Genomic DNA, 17,344 nt, shown 5'->3' on the forward strand with positions numbered 1-17,344 from the left:
CTTTCCATGAAAACCCAAAACTCTCATAATAATGATAATAAGAAAATAAGCCCTAAAGCCGAGCTCGCCGGTTTTTTATGCCTGCTGCTGGCCTTGGGGCTTTTTTGTGTTGGGGCGGCCCGCCTGCTCACGCCAAAGCGCCAGGACTACGGAGCTACCTGGGGGATGTACCTTAAAGAGGAGCCAAATACTGTGGACGTGCTGTTTATGGGCTCGTCCCTGGCATACTGTGACATCGTCCCCGGGGTGCTGTACGAGGAGTCCGGGGTCACCTCATATGTGATGGCCGGGCCCCGCCAGCCCATATCTGTCACATATTATTACCTGCGCGAGTGCTGTAAAACGCAATCCCCGGTCACCGTTTTTATCGAGTGCACCGGTTTTATTTTTGAGAGCGACCCCACTACAAACACCGATATAAAGGCCAATCTCACTTTCATGCCCTGGACGGAAAACCGCCTGCGGCCCACCCTGGACTATACCGAGGGCGACACCCTCATGGGCCTACTCTGGCCCCTCTACGCCTATCACGGGCGCTGGACAGAGCTCGGCCCCGGTGACCTGAAGCCCCAGGAGGCCGACCCGCTCTGCGGGTACACCTACCTTGAGGAAATATGCCCGCTGGATGGCTTCACCGAGCGCGGCGTTTCAGAGGAGCTCGATAACGGAGTATATGAAGAAAACCTCCTGTTTGCGGGGAAAATACTGGAGTTCTGCCGGGAGCGGAACATTCGCCCGGTGTTCTATATCACCCCCTCTGTGGGCCGCCTGCCTGATAAATGGCGGGAAAGGATAGGAGGAGACCTCCAGGAGCTGGGAGCAGAGCTTGTGGACTTTAACGACAGCTTTGACTCCTATGGCTTTGACTTACAGACTGATTTTTTCGACAGCTTCCACCTGAACTGCCGGGGTGCTGAGAAGTTCAGCCGCTGGCTTGGGGGCCAGCTCACCCGGTGGGCCTCCCCCACCGCTCCCCATGACCCGGAGCTTTGGAGGAGCCGTGGAGAGCTCTTCAGCAGCCGCCTGGAGGGCACGCTAAAGGCTGAGCCCAAGTATAAGGACGACTCCACCGCCGCCAACGCCACAGCTGATAAAGACGATAAGGAGGGTAAAAATTGAATTTCAACTCCCTCCAGTATATACTGTTCCTGGCCCTTAATGTGCTGCTCTACTATATCCTGCCGCCCAAGTGCCGGAACTACCTGCTGCTGCTCTCCAGCTACTATTTCTATATGTGCTGGAACCCCAAGTACGCCCTTTTAATGCTGCTGTCCACGGTGATTACCTACGCCTGCGGGCTGCTTGTGTCGGGGAAAGCGCTTGGAAAGAGGAGGCTCTGGCTGGCTTTAAGCTTTGTCTCCAACCTCTCTATACTGTTCTTCTTCAAGTATTATAACTTCGCCTCAAGCCTGTTCACCCGGCTCTCGGGAATGCTTGGGCTGGGGATATCCGCCCCGCTTTTAGACGTGCTGCTGCCGGTGGGCATATCCTTCTACACCTTCCAGGCCCTGGGGTACACAATGGACGTATACCGTGGAGATGTGCCCGCGGAAAGGAACTTCGCGGACTACGCCCTGTTCGTCTCCTTCTTCCCCCAGCTTGTGGCTGGGCCCATTGAGCGCTCGGGGAACATTCTCCACCAGCTAAAAGAGGTACACAATTTCTCCTTTGAAAATATCCGCGCCGGAGTTCTGCCGGTGCTCTGGGGGCTGTTCAAAAAAATGGTGCTGGCGGATAACCTTGCGGTCGCCGTCAACACCGTCTATAACTCCCCCGGCGAGCACACTGGCCCACAGCTTATACTGGCTACCGGGGCCTTCGCCATACAGATATTCTGCGACTTCTCGGCCTACTCGGACATTGCCCGGGGCTCAGCCAAAATGCTGGGCTTTGAGCTCATGGAAAATTTCCGCTGCCCCTATCTTGCCACCTCCATTCAGGACTTCTGGCGGCGCTGGCATATCTCCCTCTCCTCATGGTTTAAGGACTACCTCTACTTCCCCCTGGGCGGGAGCCGCTGCGGGCGCTGGCGGCGCATACTGAACCTGCTGATTGTCTTCGGGGTCAGCGGGCTCTGGCACGGGGCGGCGCTGACGTTTATAGCCTGGGGACTGCTAAACGGCCTGTATCAGGCGGTCTCGATACTCCTCAGGCCCCTCAGGGACAGGATGTTTAAGCTGCTCCACATGCCCCAAAAGGCTTGGTGGCTCACGGCACTGAGGGTCGTTATCACCTTCTCCCTCACCTGCCTCGCCTGGGTGCTCTTCAGGGCCAACTCCCTTACGGACGCCATGGCTGTCTACTCCAGCATATTCGGCTGGATTGCCCGCCTGCCGGAGCTGGGGCTCTCGGGACTGCTCTCAGCCGGGGGCGGACTGGGCCTTGGGCTGCGGGCGCTGTGTATGCTGGAGGTGTTCTCGGTGGGAATGCTCTTTGCAGACTGGTTCATCTGTGAGAAGTCCCTTTGGGAAAGGCTTAACCGTGGGGTGGCCCTGCGGTACTGCGTCTACTTCTTCCTAATCTGCGCCATAATCATATTCGGCTCCTACGGCAGCGGGTATGACCCCCAGGACTTTGTTTACTTCCAGTTCTGAGCCTATCTATAGCACCGGAGTATCCGCCAAAGCTGCATGACTGTAATCAGCGCCGCCGGGCTTATCATAGCGTAAAGGTACCTTCCCCTGTGGAAGGTGCTTTTTATTTGGGGCAGGCGCAGGATATACAGCAGGGGGAACAGCACCGGCAGCAGCCAGCGCCCCTGGAAGCCGGATATCTTGCCCTCGTTTACCGGGGTAAGCACAAGGTAGGCGCAAAGTATGAGCACCCCCACGGCAAAGCAGAGCCCTGCCAGCAGGCCAGCCTTTAGGGTGATACTGCCCCTTTCCGGCAGAGGCTCCTCCTCAGGCTCCGTGAGGGCGGTGATACCTAAGGCGGCCATGAACACCATCGCCCCGGGAGCGCTCACCACAAGGCTTGGGAAGCTGCCCATCTGCGTCAGGAAGCCGGAGGCGGGAAGGTCCCTTAATACGAACCTGGCAAGCATTTTTACTGTCCCCAAAGGGTTGGAGAGCAGGCCCGCAAGCTGGTCCCCAGCCGTCAGCGCCAGTCCCTTGCCCATGGACACAGCCGGGGTCATGAACGCTGCCAGGACTATGGCGGCTATGAGCCCGGACTTTATGAGCATGGCGCGGGGACTCTTATCCCTCTCGGGCCGCCGGAACAGCAGGACCGTGCACAACATCGCCAGGGCCATCGCTATGCCCCCAGAACTGTAGGTAGAGGCCTGAAACAGCGCCGAGGGTATAAGGCCTGTGACGCAGAGCAGCACCCTCCCTCGCCGGGCCAGCTTTATGGCAAAGGATATAAGTATTGTATAGGCAATGAGGTTTATAAACCGTCCCAGTGCATAGCCCACCACAAAGTGCATACCGAAGAAGCGGCCCAGCCATAGGCCCAGGGCACCGGGGATGTATAGGGGCGATGGAAAGCTCAATGGGCTCTCCTCCATTATGTACAGCGCGCCCTTCAGCACGTGGGCCCGCATATGCTGGAAGTATATCCCATTATATTCGTTGCTGGCATAGGCCGGGAAGTCGATAAGCCCCATCAGGCTGCGCTCGGCCTTGGTGATATAGGCCTCCCCGCCGTAGGAGAGGCTTAGGGCATGCCGGTAGTGTATGCCGCCGTCCCCAGGGATATAGGCCGTGAGTGGCGAGGCCGTGATAATCATAAGCCCGATTGTAAGGCTTAAAAGGGCAAAGACCCGCTGGGGGTACGTCTCCGCCTGGCCTCTCAACAGCCAGAGCCCCCAGGCCATTGCCCCCAGCAGGAAGAAATAGGCTATATGCTGCCAGGTATAGGGTATCCCCCTGAAACGGCACACAGACCAGGCCAGCAGCCCGGCGGCAATACCTGCTGCCGCCAACTCCAGGAGCTTTAGGGAAAGCTGCTTTTTTCTTCCCCAAAGGGCCTGTAATCTGGGGGAGATACCGGGCCAAAACCTCAGTACCAGCTCCCCCAAAGCCAGAAGCACCAGGAAGGGCATTGCAAAATCCCTGGCCCTAAATGGTGGTATAACATGGGTAAGGGACTCGACGGGGCTTGGGGAGACCAGTATCTCCTTCGGAATAAAGTCTGCGGGAATGCTCAGGCGCAGGAAGCTGTACTCCTTTAGAGGGAGCGTGAACAGGTACTCCAGCATACCCTCGTTGGACTCCTTCTCCTCCATCCTGTCAGGGCTCAGCTCCCCCGAGGCGTCGGGATAGTGGAGGGTTATGACAGTCCTTGGGGGAAGCTGGGAGCTCAGCCTTACAGACACCGACTGTATCTCCCCTTCAAGGCCCTTCAGCAGTATGTATGGGCCGTCCTCTTCCACCATCAGGGCCTCCCCTTTTTCCCTGTAGTTATATAGCTGCCACTGGCTTCTTGGCACAGGCTGTCCGTCCCCAGGGAAGCTCTCGGGATTCAGTTCCGGCGTGCGGGCCCAGTTTATCAGCCAGACCGACAGGGACATCACCAGCACCGCCGCCAGTAATATGCCCTGCCTGCGGAAGTCCACCTTTTTCATCTTCTCCAACGCCCCTCATTCAAATAGTTTCCTCTGACATATTATAGCATTACAGTTTGTTGACTGCAAGAGGAATATGTGGTATACTTCCACTGATAAGGTATATTGAACGGGAGCGGTGAATGGGAAATGGGACGTTTAAATATAGTCAGGAAGCAGTCCGGCGGGAATGGGCGCACCTGGCCCGGTACCCTTGGGCTTGCGCTTACAAGCCTGCTGTTCATATTGGGGGCCGTGCTGTATGCGGCGGTGGGCTGGATGGACAGAACCCTGCGCATACAGTTCGGGGAGCTGCTATATACCCTCACCACGCCCCTAAAGGGCTCGAACCTGGACATGGTGGCCCAGTGCATACACGCCAGCGGCACCCAGATAACATTACTGCTGCTGTACTTCTTTGCCCTTGCAACAGTGTTGTTTTTACAGCGCAGGTACACGGTGGTATACCGCTCAGATAAGCGCGGTGACATGGACATTATAAAGCTCTCCCGCAGAGTGCTCATGGCAGCGGGCGGGATTTTCTTACTTGCGGCGCTCCTTTTTACTGAGCACACCTTTAAGGTGACAGAATACATACGGCTGCGCATGTCCCCCTCCCTGTTGTATGAGGAAAACTATGTGGACCCTTTGGCTGTGGACATAAAAGGGGAGGGTAAAAGCCTTATCTGCATATATCTTGAGAGCATGGAGACAGCCTACGCCGACACTGCCTCTGGCGGCGTCCAGCCGGACGTGAACTATATTCCCGGCCTTACAAGGCTGGCTGATGAAAACATAAGCTTCTCAGGCTCAGACAAATTGGGCGGCTTCCATGCTATAAACGGCACTACCTGGACCATGGGAGCCCTTCTTGCCACCACCTCCGGGGTGCCCTACTCCTTCCCTACTGAGCGCAACTCCATGGGCAAGTGGGAGGAGTTTGCCGGTGGGCTCACCACCCTCGGGGACGTATTGAAGGAAAAGGGCTATCAAAACGAATTCCTCTGCGGCTCCAACTCCGGCTTTGCCGGGCGCAGGACCTACTTCAAGCAGCACGGCGACTACAAAATCTTCGACCTGTACACGGCCCAGAATCTGGAATATATCCCCCGGAACTATTTCGTGTGGTGGGGCTATGAGGATTTGCATTTATATAAAATAGCAAGGGACGAGCTGACAAAGCTGGCCGAATCCGGGGAGCCCTTCAACTTCACCATGCTCACCGCGGACACCCACTATGTGAGCGGCTATGTGTGCAGCCTGTGCCGAAGCGATTACGATGTGCCCACAGCCAATGTGGTGGCCTGCGCCGACAGTCAGCTTATGGACTTCCTCGGCTGGTGCATGGAGCAGGATTTCTATAATGACAGCGTTATCGTCATCACCGGCGACCACCCACGCATGGACAAATTTCTTGTTGAGGACGTTGAGGATTACTACGACCGCACTGTGTACAACTGCTTCATAAACAGCGCCAAGGAGCCCTCCGGCAGCACCGCCAACAGGGATTTCACCACCCTCGACATGTTCCCAACCATCCTATCCTCTATGGGCTTTGAGATAGAGGGCAGCCGGCTAGGGCTGGGGGTGGATATGTTCAGCGGCGAGCCCTCCCTCTGCGAAACAATGGGTTTTGAGGCCCTTGAGGAAGAGACAAAGAAGTATTCAAAATACTATATCGAGAATTTCTCCTAGGGGGATTTTGCATGTGGATAGCTGCGGCTGTGGGCTCGGCGCTGTTTGCGGGGCTCACGGCGATACTGGCAAAATGCGGCATTAAGCGGACCGGCTCGGACGTTGCGACCGCACTGCGGACCGTAGTGGTGGCGGTATTCTCCTGGGTGATGGTCCTTATTGTGGGCTCGGGGAATACTATCGCTGAGCTATCGCCCCGGTCACTTCTATTCCTGGCCCTGTCCGGCCTTGCCACAGGGGCCTCATGGCTCTGCTATTTCAAGGCCCTGTCCCTGGGGGACGTAAACCGGGTGATGCCCATAGACAAGTCCAGCACCATCCTCACCGTGCTGCTGGCGATAGTATGCTTTGGCGAGACCGAGCGCCTGGCTGTTAAACTCATATGCACGGTTGTATTAGCGGCGGGAATCCTCCTGATGGTGGAGAAAAAGTCCGGTGAGGAGAAATCTGCCCGCTCCGGCTGGCTGGTGTACGCGGTTCTCTCAGCACTGTTCGCGGCGCTGACCTCGATACTTGCCAAGGTCGGTATCAGCGGCGTTGAGTCAAATCTGGCCACGGCTATACGGACAGTTGTGGTGCTCATAATGGCCTGGGCCATGGTCTTCATCAAGGGCGAAGGAGCGGGGCTCAGGGGCATAGACAAGAGGGAGCTGCTGTTTATAGCCCTGTCTGGCCTGGCAACAGGCTGCTCCTGGCTGTGCTACTACTACGCCATACAGAACGGCATTGTCAGCATAGTCGTCCCCATTGACAAGCTGAGCATTGTGGTGACGGTCCTGTTCTCATACATAGTTTTCAGGGAGAAGCTCAGCCGGAAATCCCTTTTGGGCCTGTGCATGATGGTGGCGTCAGCTGTGGGTATGGCTGTGTTCTGCTGAGGGAGCGTTCTTATGGGAGAAATAAAAACCCCTGGGGCTTTAAAGCTCCGGGGGTTTCACTGTTTTACTTTTCTGAAGGTCAGCCTATCTTCTCCTCATTCAGCCTGCCGTCGCGCATATGGTAGATAACGTCGGCCTGGGCTGCGATTCCCTGGTCGTGGGTGACGACGATTATGCAGCGGTTTTCCTCCTTCGCCAGACGCTTGAGGAGGTCTATCACCATCTGCCCGTTCTCAGAGTCCAGGTTGCCGGTGGGTTCGTCGGCAAGCAGCACCGGGCTGTTGCTGGCAAGGGCCCTGGCTATAGCCACCCTCTGCTGCTGTCCGCCGGAGAGCATTGCGGGGAGCTTCCTAGGGTCCACGTCCTCAAGGCCCACAGCGGCTAAAAGCTCCTTTGCCCGCTCCTTTGGCTTGCCGGTCTGGGACTTCTGTATCATCATGGGGTACATTACATTCTCCAAAATATTGAGGCTTGGGAAAAGGTTGAAGGCCTGGTAGATAACAGACACATTCTCCCGGCGGTGGCGCTCGCTGCCGAACTCTTTAACTGACTGGCCGTTAGCCACAACCTCCCCCTCGTTTGGGGTGCCAAGGCCCGCAAGCATGGACAGGAGAGTGGTCTTGCCCGAGCCGGACTGTCCCACTATGGCGTAGAACTTCCCCGCCTCAAAATCGCAGGAAACCTCGTCGAGGGCCTTCACCTGCTGGTATTTGCTCTGGTATACATAGGTCACGTTTTCAGCTTTAAGAACACTCATTTCAGTCACTCCATTTCCGGCCCTCCGGCCTTGTTCTTTACTGAGTATATTGTACCAGTTTTTTGCTGTTTGTGCAATACCACAAAATACATTAACATATACCCCCGCACTGGCCTCGATTGTACAAAAAAGAGAAATTTTAAAATTCTAAAAATTTTTTCAGAAAATATGCAACCAAACCGAGAAAATATTGCTTCTTATAGGTGTATGGGTATGTTTTGCACCGGTAAAGGCCAATATAGTCTTGCTTCAAAACGGGAAATATGGTAGAATCAGCTTAAATAAATTGCCAAAGGAGAGATAGCTATGCCTAACCTAACCCCTACCCCCCATAACGCCGCCACCCCGGATATGATTGCCAAAACCGTCCTCATGCCCGGTGACCCCCTGCGGGCCAAGTTCATCGCTGAGAATTTCCTCACAGACGCGGTGTGCGTGAACACCGTGCGCAATATGCTGGCCTATACCGGCGATTATGAGGGCAGGCGCGTCACAGTCATGGGCGGCGGCATGGGTATGCCCTCCGTGGGTATCTATACCTATGAGCTCTTCAACTTCTACGGCGTGGAGAAGATAATCCGTATCGGCTCTGCTGGCACATTAAACCCCCGCGCTGGCCTGCGTGATGTGGTGATAGGCGTTGGCGCCAGCACCGACTCAAACTACGCCCACCAGTACGGCCTACCCGGCACCTTCGCCCCCATTGCCGACTTTGACCTGGCCCGGGCCGCGGCTGAGGCCGGCGAAAGGCTGGGGATAAAGACCGTTGCCGGGAACATCCTCTCCTCGGACGTGTTCTACTCCGATGACAAAGAGAGCCTGAAAAAATGGCACAAGATGGGGATTCTAGCTGTAGAGATGGAGGCCGCTGCCCTCTATATGAACGCCGCCCGAGCCGGCAAAAGGGCCCTCTGCCTGCTGACGATTTCAGACTCCCCCGACTCCGGCGAGGCCCTCTCCGCTGAGGAGCGTCAGAACAGCTTTACCGATATGATGAAGCTGGCCCTTGAGCTTGCCTGAGGCCGTATATGAGAAAGTATAAGCGTGTTTTTATCGTTGTGATAGACTCCCTGGGAATAGGGGCAATGCCGGACGCCGGTAAGTTTGGCGACGAGGGTGCCGACACCCTGGGACATATCGCCGGAACTGCAGGGCTCAGCATACCCAATCTCTGCCGCCTTGGGCTTGCCAATCTCCGCCCCCTCCTGGGGCTCCCGCCCTATGACATCCCCCTTGGATACCGCATGGTTTTGGAGGAGGCTAGCAACGGCAAGGACACCATGACAGGCCACTGGGAGATGATGGGCCTGCATATCACCACGCCCTTTCGCACCTTCACTGATACCGGCTTTCCCCCTGAGCTTATAGCTGAGCTGGAGCGGCTTACCGGTCGGAAGATAGTCGGCAATAAGAGCGCAAGCGGCACGGAGATACTGGAGGAGCTGGGCGAGGAGGAGCTTGAGAAGGGGCACCTTATTGTGTACACCTCCGCCGACTCGGTGCTGCAAATCTGCGGCAACGAGGAGGCAATGGGCCTTGAGACCCTATACCGTTACTGTGAACTGGCCCGAGAGCTCACCATGCGTGAGGACTGGCGGGTGGGCCGGGTGATAGCGAGGCCCTATGTGGGAATGAAGCGCGGCGAGTTCAAGCGCACCAGCAACCGACATGACTACGCCCTGAAGCCCTACGGCAGGACCTGCCTGGATGCCCTTAAGGAGGCTGGCCTGGATGTGATATCCGTGGGCAAAATCTATGATATCTTCGACGGCGAGGGCCTTACTATGGCCAACCGCTCCAAGAGCTCGGTCCACGGCATGGAGCAGACTATCGAGCTGATGGGTTCGGACTTTACCGGGCTATGCTTTGTGAACCTGGTGGACTTCGACGCCCTTTGGGGGCACCGGCGGGACCCATACGGCTATGCCGAAGAGCTGGAGCGCTTTGATGTGAAGCTGGGAGAGGCTCTGCCGCTGCTGAGAGAGGACGACCTTCTTATGATAACTGCCGACCACGGGAATGACCCCACCTTCAGGGGGACAGACCACACCCGAGAGCGGGTGCCGCTGCTGATGTATTCCCCGGGAATGACCGGGGGCGGGCAGCTTGATACAGGGAAATCCTTTGGGGTTATTGGGGTTACTGTGGCTGAAAACTTCGGGGTGCCCATGCCAGTAGGGACGATTGGTAGCTCTCTGCTGGACAGGCTTGTTTAGGGCACCCTGCACGGTAAAAAATAAAGTAAGGATAGCAGACTTATGATTCTTGTCTGCTATCCTTTTATTTACTGTTAGAACCAAACCCGGAGTGTTACGGAAGCCTGTATACTATTTTTATTTCACACTGATACTCAGCTGCTGGGCCTTAAAGCCGCCTCCGGAAACTGTCAGCTCAATCTCTCCAGGCTCTGTACCGGCACGCAGGACAATCATGGCCCTGCCGTTCCAGGTCCTTCTCCTGCCGGTGCCGTAATCTTCTTCGGTGCAGGGGTTATTGGAGCCGAAGCCAAGCAGGGTTCCCTGGCCGCTGACGGCGGCAGTGAGCTCCACGTCCTGGTCGTAGACCCTGCGGCCCTCCCTGTCCGCAAGGGTGACGGAAACATAACACAGGTCCATGCCGTCGGCGCAAAGCACGGCGGTCTCAGGCTCCAGAACCACCTGGGCCGCGGGGCCGGTGGTAATAAGCGTATCCTCAGCCACGACCTTACCGCCACGGTAGGCTACGGCCTTTATCTCCCCTGGATGGTATGTGACGCTGGCCTTTGCCCTCATCTCCTCGGGCCTGACTTTGGCGCAGGACTCACCGTTGACAAAAAACTCCACCTCGTCACAGTCGGCGTAGGCCTCCACGTCGATGGGCTTGCCGTTGTAGCTTTCGTCGTATGTCCAGCTTGGGCGCACGTCGTACCAGTGCCAGCCTGTGCCGTACTGGGTCTGCCCGGCGTGCTCCGGATGGTTTACAAACAGGTGCACTCCCTTATCATTGCCCCATATAACATTGCGATAATACGCCCTTGGGAGCCACTCGCCATCCAGGGCCAAATCCCCCTGGAAGCAGCTGAGCCAGGGCCAGTAGGCTGTGAGGCCGTGCTTCATTTCGTCCTCATTATAGAAGCAGCGTCCGGCTCCGGCCTCGCCCAGATTGTCTATACATGTCCAGATGAAGTCGCCGATAACATGCTCGTTGCCCTTTACCGCCATCCAGTTGCCCCAGCTCTTGCTCCCCTGGGTCTCGGTGCCCTGTAGGGGCTTGTCCGGGAACAGCTCGTGGAATCTCTCATAGTTCTGGAACTGGTAGTTGATTGAGACTATGTCAAGATTATCTATCATGCTCTTAAAGAGCCGGAAATGCTCCTCATCACTCACATATAAGTCAGGCTTCTGAGGCGGTCCGGCCATGGAGCCGTCCACGGTAATGCACTTGGGCATAAACATGCCGCCGCAGGTCACCAGCCTGGTGCTGTCAAGGGTGCGGATATAGTCGGCCTGGAGCTTTGTCCAGTATTCACAGTCGCTGTAGCCGTTGGTCTCGGGTATCTCGTTGCCGAAGGACCAGCAGTATATGCTGGGATGGTTGCGGTCTCGCCTGATGGTATACTCCGTGTCCCTCTGCCACCAGTCCTCAAACCATAGGTTATAGTCGTTGCGGTTTTTGCCTGTGCGCCAGCAGTCGAAGAATTCATCTATCACAAAGAGCCCCAGCCTGTCGCATGCGTCGAGGAATGCCTCTGACGGCGGGTTATGGGCGGTGCGCACGGCGTTATAGCCCGCCTCCTTCAGCAGCCGCAGCTTGCGCTCCTCAGCCTTGGGCATGGCCCGGGCCCCTATCATGGCGTTGTCGTGGTGGATACAGCCGCCATAGAGCTTGGTCTTACGCCCGTTCACTCTGAAGCCGTCCCCTGCGCTGACTTCAATCCTGCGGATACCCACATTCACGGTATTTACGTCCGGCTCCTGGCCCTCGGCCTCTACTGAGATAGTTGCCTTATACAGATTGGGGGTGATATCGTCCCAGAGAGCCGGGGAGTCAATGCTTATGGAAAGCTGGCAGTTGGTCTTGCCGCAGGCTTTAAGCTTGGCCTTTACCGAGCCCTCCCCACAGATTTTGCCATCCCGCTCCAGCCTGACGGAAAGCACCGCCTCCCTGTCCTCATGAAGGGTATTGGTAATGCCGGCGCTTACAAGCACCTCGCCGCGGTCTGTCCCGGCGACAGGCGTAGTGACAAACAGGTCCCGGGGGTCCAGGTAGCAGGGCTCGCCAATCCAGAGCTCTGCGCTGCGATATATACCTGTGCCTGAGTACCAACGGCTGGAGGGCTGGTTTGCGCTGGTGCGGATACTGAGCTCGTTCTTAACGCCGGAGCGAATCCTGGAGGTCAAATCCACCACCAGCGGGGTGTAGCCGTAGGGGTGCATGGCTATATTGTCGCCGTTGAAGGTCACCCGAGTGTTCATATACGCGCCGTCAAGGTTTAAAAGCACCGTCCTGCCCTTCCAGTCCTCGGGCATGTCGAAGCTCTTTATGTAGGTTGCCACGGCGTCGGGCACAAAGCCCACGCTGGCCTTGCTCACGGCATTGGGGTCACGGTGCAGGTCGATGGCACAGTCGTCCGGGAGGTCAACCTTTACAATGTCGTCGGGCTCCTGCCAGGGCAGGCGCTCCTGCATGGTGCGCTCCCAGCCAAAGTTAAAGGGTATTTTTTTCATATTGCTGTCCTTCCTTTCAAATTCAGGAGTAAGAGTATTGGAATAGCTTTAGTATAATCCAGACAGGCTTTTTCTTCAATGTCCAATCACCTTGCCTATGGCAAAAACTATATCCTATCCAGACTTAAAGGCTTGACTCATAGTCTTGTAGAGTATATAATTTTATAATAATACTCAAGTTAAGGAGGGCAGGCTTATGACAGAGCTCAGGCCCGGCGGGAAAGGTTCCGCTCCAAACGCTCCCTTTGTAATGTCATACATGGCTATCTCCGGCGGCAGGAGCACACACTTCGGCTTTATGGGCGGCTTTGGCCTGGGCCAATACTCCCCTCATCCGCCCGAGAGCCTGCACCGCCATTCAAGCTATGAAATTGTCTACGTGCTGGACGGCGAGTTCGTACAGCACCTTGAAAACGGTGTATTCCGCTATCAGGCCGGGGACGCCTGCTTCCTCAACCCCAACGTGTCTCATAGGGAGGGCTATGAGAGCGGCTGCACCCTTGTGTTCCTAAACCTCAGGCAGGAGTTCCTTGAAAACCTCTTTGCTCCGATACCACTCCACGCCGAGGTGGAGCAGTACGCTCCCGGGGCCATAAAAAGCTTTATCCAGGAGAATAAAAGCACATGCACGGAGTTCAAGCGGGAATACTTGGATTTTGCCGGGACTGCCAGCTTGAAGCAGGCCGGCAGTCCCCCCGCAGCGTCGGTCCTCCTGGACCAGATAGCCGCCGAGCTGGCGGCGGGGGACACCGGCTACGCCTTTAGGATACAGGCCCTGCTCCTGCGCCTGTTCGGAGAGCTTGAGGACCCGGGTAACTATCATCTTTCAAGGATACGCATAGACTCAGGCTCCGAGGAGTTCATCCTCGCAAGGCTCCTGCGCTATATGGAGGAGCATAAAGGCCGCGCGGGAAGACAGGAGCTCTCAAAGCTCCTGCACTATAACGGCGACTACCTCAACCGCATAGTAAAGAAACAGCTGGGACTGAGCATATCCCAGCTGGGCCAGCGTATCTGTGTGCAGGAGGCCAAGCGCCTGCTGTCGGAGACTGACATGAGCGTATCTGACGTTGTCAGCGAGCTGGGGTTTGTGAACAGAACATATTTTTACCGGGTGTTCACTGAGCAGACCGGTGTGACGCCAGGAGAGTTTCGGCGTCACAGGAGGTAGGCGGCCCCTCATCTCCCACGGCCTGCTTTTTCCTGTAGGCCAGGGGCGCCATACCCTTAAACCGGGAGAATGTGCGGGAAAAATAGCTCATATCATTAAACCCGCAGCTCAGCGCAATATCCGTCACCGCCTCGTCCGTGAGGGCAAGTCGCTCCCCCGCCTGCTCCACCCGGAAGTAGTTCAGGTACTCTATAGGCGTCCTGCCAGTCATTTGGGCGAAGGCCCGGCAGAAATATTTCGGGTTCATCCCGGCTACCCTGGCAAGCTCGTTTAATGTAACCGGCTGGTCATAATTATCGCGGATAAACGTCAGCACGTTCTTTAGCTGAAGTATACGCTTCCGGTTTTTGATAACGGCCTCTGCAGGCTCCTTTATCCTGAGCAGGCTCCCCATCATCTGCCATAAGATTCCCATAGCTGTCCACTCATAACCCCGCCCGCAGCTTTCCAGGGACTCAAAGAGCTGGGCGGCAAGCTGGGCTTGGGGGCTTTCCCTTGGGAATATGCCGCTAAACCCTGTTTCATCTGCGAGAAATTCCTGGGCGTTTCTGGCGCAGATTGGGGTGTTATGGAGCAGGGAGCTCAAATCAGCCACCACGCACCCATATACACAGTCCATGGGCGCGCCGCCATGGACCACCCCCTCCCCTATCCAGGCGCAGTCACCTGGCCCCATCGGCATAGTGCGCCCGTCCATAGTGAGGGTGAAGCTGCCGCTTTTTATAAGTATCAGCTCATATTCCAGGTGCCAGTGCAGGGGCATTTGGTAGCGCGGGGAGGAGCGGTCTACATGGTATAGCTCCATAGGAAAATCAGGGGTCCCCCGCGGCTTGTTCTCGTATAGGCTGCTGTAATTCATGATGATTTCAAAAAAGTGAATATACTCCTATTTTACAGGCGTTTTTGTCCAAGAAACAAAGTTTGAAAAATACTATAATACAAATAGTATAGCATGGAATAAATATGCTGTCAACGGAGAGGAGCTTCATATGGAGGATTATCAGGCTATCAAGGAACAGATATGCGATATCTGCCACAAAATGTGGCAGCTTGGCTGGGTCGCGGCAAACGACGGAAACGTCAGCGCTCGCCTGCCGGACAGCAGGATTATTGCCACGCCCACAGGTATCAGCAAGTCCTTCATCACCCCGGACAAGCTGGTCCTTTTGGACAGCCAGGGCAATATTTTAGAGGTCGGTGAGGGCTACCGCCCCTCCAGCGAGATAAAAATGCACCTGCGCTGTTATGACAGGCGACCGGATGTCCAGAGTGTCATACACGCCCACCCGCCGGGGGCTACCGGATTTGCCGTGGCCCATAAGGCCATGGATATGTACAATATGATAGAGGATGTGGCGGTGATGGGAGCAGTACCGCTGACCCCCTACGGCACACCCTCCACCAGCGAGGTGCCCGACGCTATTGAGCCGTATCTTGAGGAGCACGACGTAATGCTTCTTGAAAACCATGGGGCCTTAGCCGTGGGCAGCGACGTGCTCACAGCCTTCTACCGCATGGAGAGCCTGGAGCTCTGGGCAAAGATAACCATCAATGCGGTGATACTCGGTGGCAGCTATGATATCAGCCGTGAAAACATTCAGAAGCTCATTGACCTTAGGGGCTACTACCGAGTTACCGGGCGGCACCCGGGGTATAAGCAGTTTAATCCCGGCGATGAGCTCCTACATAAAAAGTGAGCGCTGCTCAAATGGTCCAGAAAAATTTATTATGGAGGTACAGTCATGAATTATCCAAAAATCGGCATCAGGCCTGTAATTGACGGCCGCTGGGGAGGCGTGCGCGAGAGCCTGGAGGCCCAGACCATGGGTATGGCGAAGGCGGCGGCGGAGCTTATCAGCTCCAGCCTGAGATACCCTGACGGCACCCCTGTGCAGTGTGTTGTCTCCGGCACGACCATTGGCGGCGGGGCTGAGGCCGCTAAATGCGCCGAACAGTTCTCCACCCAGAACGTGGTGGCTACCCTCAGCGTCACCCCCTGCTGGTGCTACGGCTCAGAGACCTTTGATATGGACCCCCAGACCATCAAGGCGGTATGGGGCTTTAATGGCACCGAGCGCCCGGGAGCGGTGTACCTTGCCGCCGTCATGGCTGCCCACGCCCAAAAGGGCCTGCCGGCCTTCTCCATCTACGGCCACGATGTGCAGGACCTGGAGGACGGCTCCATCCCGGCCGACGTAGCTGAAAAGATACTGAAATTCGCCAGGGGCGCTGTGGCTGTGGGCTGGATGAAGAATAAATCCTATGTCAACCTGGGCGGCGTGGCAATGGGTATCGCAGGAAGTTACTGCAATGCGGATATGTTCCAGAAATATTTTGGCATCCGTCCCGAGTGGGTGGATATGACCGAAATCCTGCGCCGCATTACCCTTGAGATATACGACCATGAGGAGTATGCAAAGGCCCTTGGCTGGATAAAGAAAAACTGTCCCCAGGGCTTTGACCTGAACGAAGGCAAGAACCTGCCGGATATTATAACTAAGTCCAAGGTCGTCCCCGCCGATAAAGACTGGGAGTTCATCGCCAAGATGTCTATAATCGTCCGGGATATACTCTTCGGCAATCCCAAACTTAACGAACTGGGCTGGCACGAGGAAGCTCTTGGCAAGAACGCCGTTGCAGGCGGCTTCCAGGGCCAGCGCCAGTGGACCGACTGGCTGCCCAACGCGGACTTCACCGAGGCTATAATGGCCTCCACATTCGACTGGAACGGCCCCAAGGCCCCCACACCCTTTGCCACGGAAAACGACACGCTGAATGGCGTGGCTATGCTGCTTGGCACCCTTATCACCAATACCGCCCCCTGCTTCCACGATGTGCGCACTTACTGGAGCCCCGAGGCCTGTGAGAGGGTCACTGGGCATAAGCCTGCCGGTGTAGCGGAGAACGGCTTTATCCATCTTATCAACTCCGGCGCAACCGCCCTGGACGGCTCCGGCGCGGCGAAAAATTCCCAGGGAGAGGGCTGCATGAAGCCCTTCTGGGATATGACAGGGGAGGACATAAGCGCTTGTCTCGGGGCCACTGACTGGTGCCGGGCCAACTACGAATATTTCAGAGGCGGCGGGTTCTCAAGCCACTTCCGCTGCCACGAGGAAATGCCTGTTACAATGCTGCGTGTGAATGTACTGGACGGCATTGGCCCTGTGCTCCAGCTTGCCGAGGGCTGGACCGCCGACCTGCCCGACGAGATACACAACGTCATTGACAAGCGCACGGACCCAAGCTGGCCCACTACATGGTTTGTGCCCCGGCTCACTGGAATAGGGGCATTTACCGACGTGTACAGCGTCATGGCCAACTGGGGAGCCAACCACGGAGTCACTGTTTACGGACATGTGGGGGCCGAGCTGATTACCCTTGCCTCTATGCTGCGCATCCCGGTGAATATGCACAATGTTGAGGCCGTGCGGGTATTCCGTCCCCATGCCTGGGCAGCCTTTGGCACAGAGGATATGGAGGCCGCCGACTACAGGGCCTGTGCACAGTATGGCCCGCTGTATAAGTAAGTTTTAAAGTATAGTCATATAAAATGTCCCGGAGGTGAAAGCCTCCCGGGACATTTTCCTGTTG

13 protein-coding genes are annotated in these 17,344 nt (G+C 56.3%); 9 read left to right on the top strand and 4 right to left on the bottom strand.

What is annotated here, in order from left to right; genetic code table 11:
* The first annotated feature begins 6 nt into the window (after window positions 1-6).
* Both D5270_RS02750 and D5270_RS02755 read left to right on the top strand, forming a co-directional pair.
* Window positions 7-1,119 (top strand): hypothetical protein, encoded by a 1,113-nt coding sequence (locus D5270_RS02750; RefSeq protein ID WP_166542636.1) that lies wholly within the window; start codon window positions 7-9, stop codon window positions 1,117-1,119.
* Window positions 1,116-2,594, top strand: a complete 1,479-nt coding sequence (locus tag D5270_RS02755; RefSeq protein WP_166542637.1) for an MBOAT family O-acyltransferase — start codon at window positions 1,116-1,118, stop codon at window positions 2,592-2,594. The genes D5270_RS02750 and D5270_RS02755 overlap by 4 nt, the downstream gene beginning before the upstream one ends.
* A gap of 2 nt (window positions 2,595-2,596) precedes the next feature.
* On the opposite strand, the gene D5270_RS02760 is transcribed toward D5270_RS02755, so the two are convergent.
* Complete coding sequence (locus D5270_RS02760; protein ID WP_166542638.1) at window positions 2,597-4,567, bottom strand: DUF2142 domain-containing protein; 1,971 nt, start codon at window positions 4,565-4,567, stop codon at window positions 2,597-2,599.
* Window positions 4,568-4,696: 129 nt separating this feature from the next.
* On the opposite strand from D5270_RS02760, the gene D5270_RS02765 reads away from it, so the two are divergent.
* Complete coding sequence (locus D5270_RS02765; RefSeq protein ID WP_166542639.1) at window positions 4,697-6,241, top strand: LTA synthase family protein; 1,545 nt, start codon at window positions 4,697-4,699, stop codon at window positions 6,239-6,241.
* An 11-nt stretch (window positions 6,242-6,252) separates the two neighbouring features.
* A complete protein-coding gene (locus tag D5270_RS02770) occupies window positions 6,253-7,119 on the top strand; it encodes an EamA family transporter (RefSeq protein WP_166542640.1) in 867 nt (288 codons plus the stop codon).
* Between the two features lie 79 nt (window positions 7,120-7,198).
* Here D5270_RS02770 and D5270_RS02775 read toward each other — a convergent pair whose 3' ends face one another.
* Window positions 7,199-7,876 (bottom strand): ABC transporter ATP-binding protein, encoded by a 678-nt coding sequence (locus D5270_RS02775; RefSeq protein ID WP_166542641.1) that lies wholly within the window; start codon window positions 7,874-7,876, stop codon window positions 7,199-7,201.
* 306 nt (window positions 7,877-8,182) lie between these two features.
* On the opposite strand from D5270_RS02775, the gene deoD reads away from it, so the two are divergent.
* Together deoD and D5270_RS02785 are read left to right on the top strand one after the other, a co-directional pair.
* Complete coding sequence (gene deoD / locus D5270_RS02780; protein WP_166542642.1) at window positions 8,183-8,896, top strand: purine-nucleoside phosphorylase; 714 nt, start codon at window positions 8,183-8,185, stop codon at window positions 8,894-8,896.
* An 8-nt stretch (window positions 8,897-8,904) separates the two neighbouring features.
* On the top strand, window positions 8,905-10,092 hold the full coding sequence (locus D5270_RS02785) for a phosphopentomutase (RefSeq protein WP_166542643.1): 1,188 nt from the start codon (window positions 8,905-8,907) through the stop codon (window positions 10,090-10,092).
* Between the two features lie 117 nt (window positions 10,093-10,209).
* On the opposite strand, the gene D5270_RS02790 is transcribed toward D5270_RS02785, so the two are convergent.
* Window positions 10,210-12,582: a glycoside hydrolase family 2 TIM barrel-domain containing protein gene (locus tag D5270_RS02790; protein ID WP_166542644.1), complete on the bottom strand. Its 2,373-nt coding sequence runs from the start codon at window positions 12,580-12,582 to the stop codon at window positions 10,210-10,212.
* A gap of 196 nt (window positions 12,583-12,778) precedes the next feature.
* On the opposite strand from D5270_RS02790, the gene D5270_RS02795 reads away from it, so the two are divergent.
* Window positions 12,779-13,753, top strand: coding sequence for an AraC family transcriptional regulator (locus D5270_RS02795; protein WP_166542645.1), 975 nt, complete (start codon window positions 12,779-12,781; stop codon window positions 13,751-13,753).
* Here D5270_RS02795 and D5270_RS02800 read toward each other — a convergent pair.
* A complete protein-coding gene (locus D5270_RS02800; protein ID WP_166542646.1) occupies window positions 13,701-14,612 on the bottom strand; it encodes an AraC family transcriptional regulator in 912 nt (303 codons plus the stop codon). The two genes, D5270_RS02795 and D5270_RS02800, sit on opposite strands and share 53 nt — an antisense overlap.
* A 130-nt stretch (window positions 14,613-14,742) precedes the next feature.
* On the opposite strand from D5270_RS02800, the gene D5270_RS02805 reads away from it, so the two are divergent.
* On the top strand, window positions 14,743-15,450 hold the full coding sequence (locus D5270_RS02805) for a class II aldolase/adducin family protein (protein WP_166542647.1): 708 nt from the start codon (window positions 14,743-14,745) through the stop codon (window positions 15,448-15,450).
* 45 nt (window positions 15,451-15,495) lie between these two features.
* Window positions 15,496-17,280, top strand: a complete 1,785-nt coding sequence (locus D5270_RS02810; RefSeq protein ID WP_166542648.1) for an L-fucose isomerase — start codon at window positions 15,496-15,498, stop codon at window positions 17,278-17,280.
* The last annotated feature ends 64 nt before the right edge of the window (window positions 17,281-17,344 follow it).

It is taken from the genome of Acutalibacter sp. 1XD8-36 (genome assembly GCF_009917525.1).
Taxonomy (GTDB): domain Bacteria; phylum Bacillota; class Clostridia; order Oscillospirales; family Acutalibacteraceae; genus Acutalibacter.

Excerpts from the sequence above, each read along its gene's own strand:
- D5270_RS02750 (WP_166542636.1), top strand. The coding sequence starts at position 7 with ATGAAAACCCAAAACTCTCATAATAATGATAATAAGAAAATAAGCCCT.
- D5270_RS02760 (WP_166542638.1), bottom strand. The coding sequence starts at position 4,567 with ATGAAAAAGGTGGACTTCCGCAGGCAGGGCATATTACTGGCGGCGGTG.
- D5270_RS02765 (WP_166542639.1), top strand. The coding sequence starts at position 4,697 with ATGGGACGTTTAAATATAGTCAGGAAGCAGTCCGGCGGGAATGGGCGC.
- D5270_RS02770 (WP_166542640.1), top strand. The coding sequence starts at position 6,253 with ATGTGGATAGCTGCGGCTGTGGGCTCGGCGCTGTTTGCGGGGCTCACG.
- D5270_RS02775 (WP_166542641.1), bottom strand. The coding sequence starts at position 7,876 with ATGAGTGTTCTTAAAGCTGAAAACGTGACCTATGTATACCAGAGCAAA.
- deoD (WP_166542642.1), top strand. The coding sequence starts at position 8,183 with ATGCCTAACCTAACCCCTACCCCCCATAACGCCGCCACCCCGGATATG.
- D5270_RS02785 (WP_166542643.1), top strand. The coding sequence starts at position 8,905 with ATGAGAAAGTATAAGCGTGTTTTTATCGTTGTGATAGACTCCCTGGGA.
- D5270_RS02790 (WP_166542644.1), bottom strand. The coding sequence starts at position 12,582 with ATGAAAAAAATACCCTTTAACTTTGGCTGGGAGCGCACCATGCAGGAG.
- D5270_RS02795 (WP_166542645.1), top strand. The coding sequence starts at position 12,779 with ATGACAGAGCTCAGGCCCGGCGGGAAAGGTTCCGCTCCAAACGCTCCC.
- D5270_RS02800 (WP_166542646.1), bottom strand. The coding sequence starts at position 14,612 with ATGAATTACAGCAGCCTATACGAGAACAAGCCGCGGGGGACCCCTGAT.
- D5270_RS02805 (WP_166542647.1), top strand. The coding sequence starts at position 14,743 with ATGGAGGATTATCAGGCTATCAAGGAACAGATATGCGATATCTGCCAC.
- D5270_RS02810 (WP_166542648.1), top strand. The coding sequence starts at position 15,496 with ATGAATTATCCAAAAATCGGCATCAGGCCTGTAATTGACGGCCGCTGG.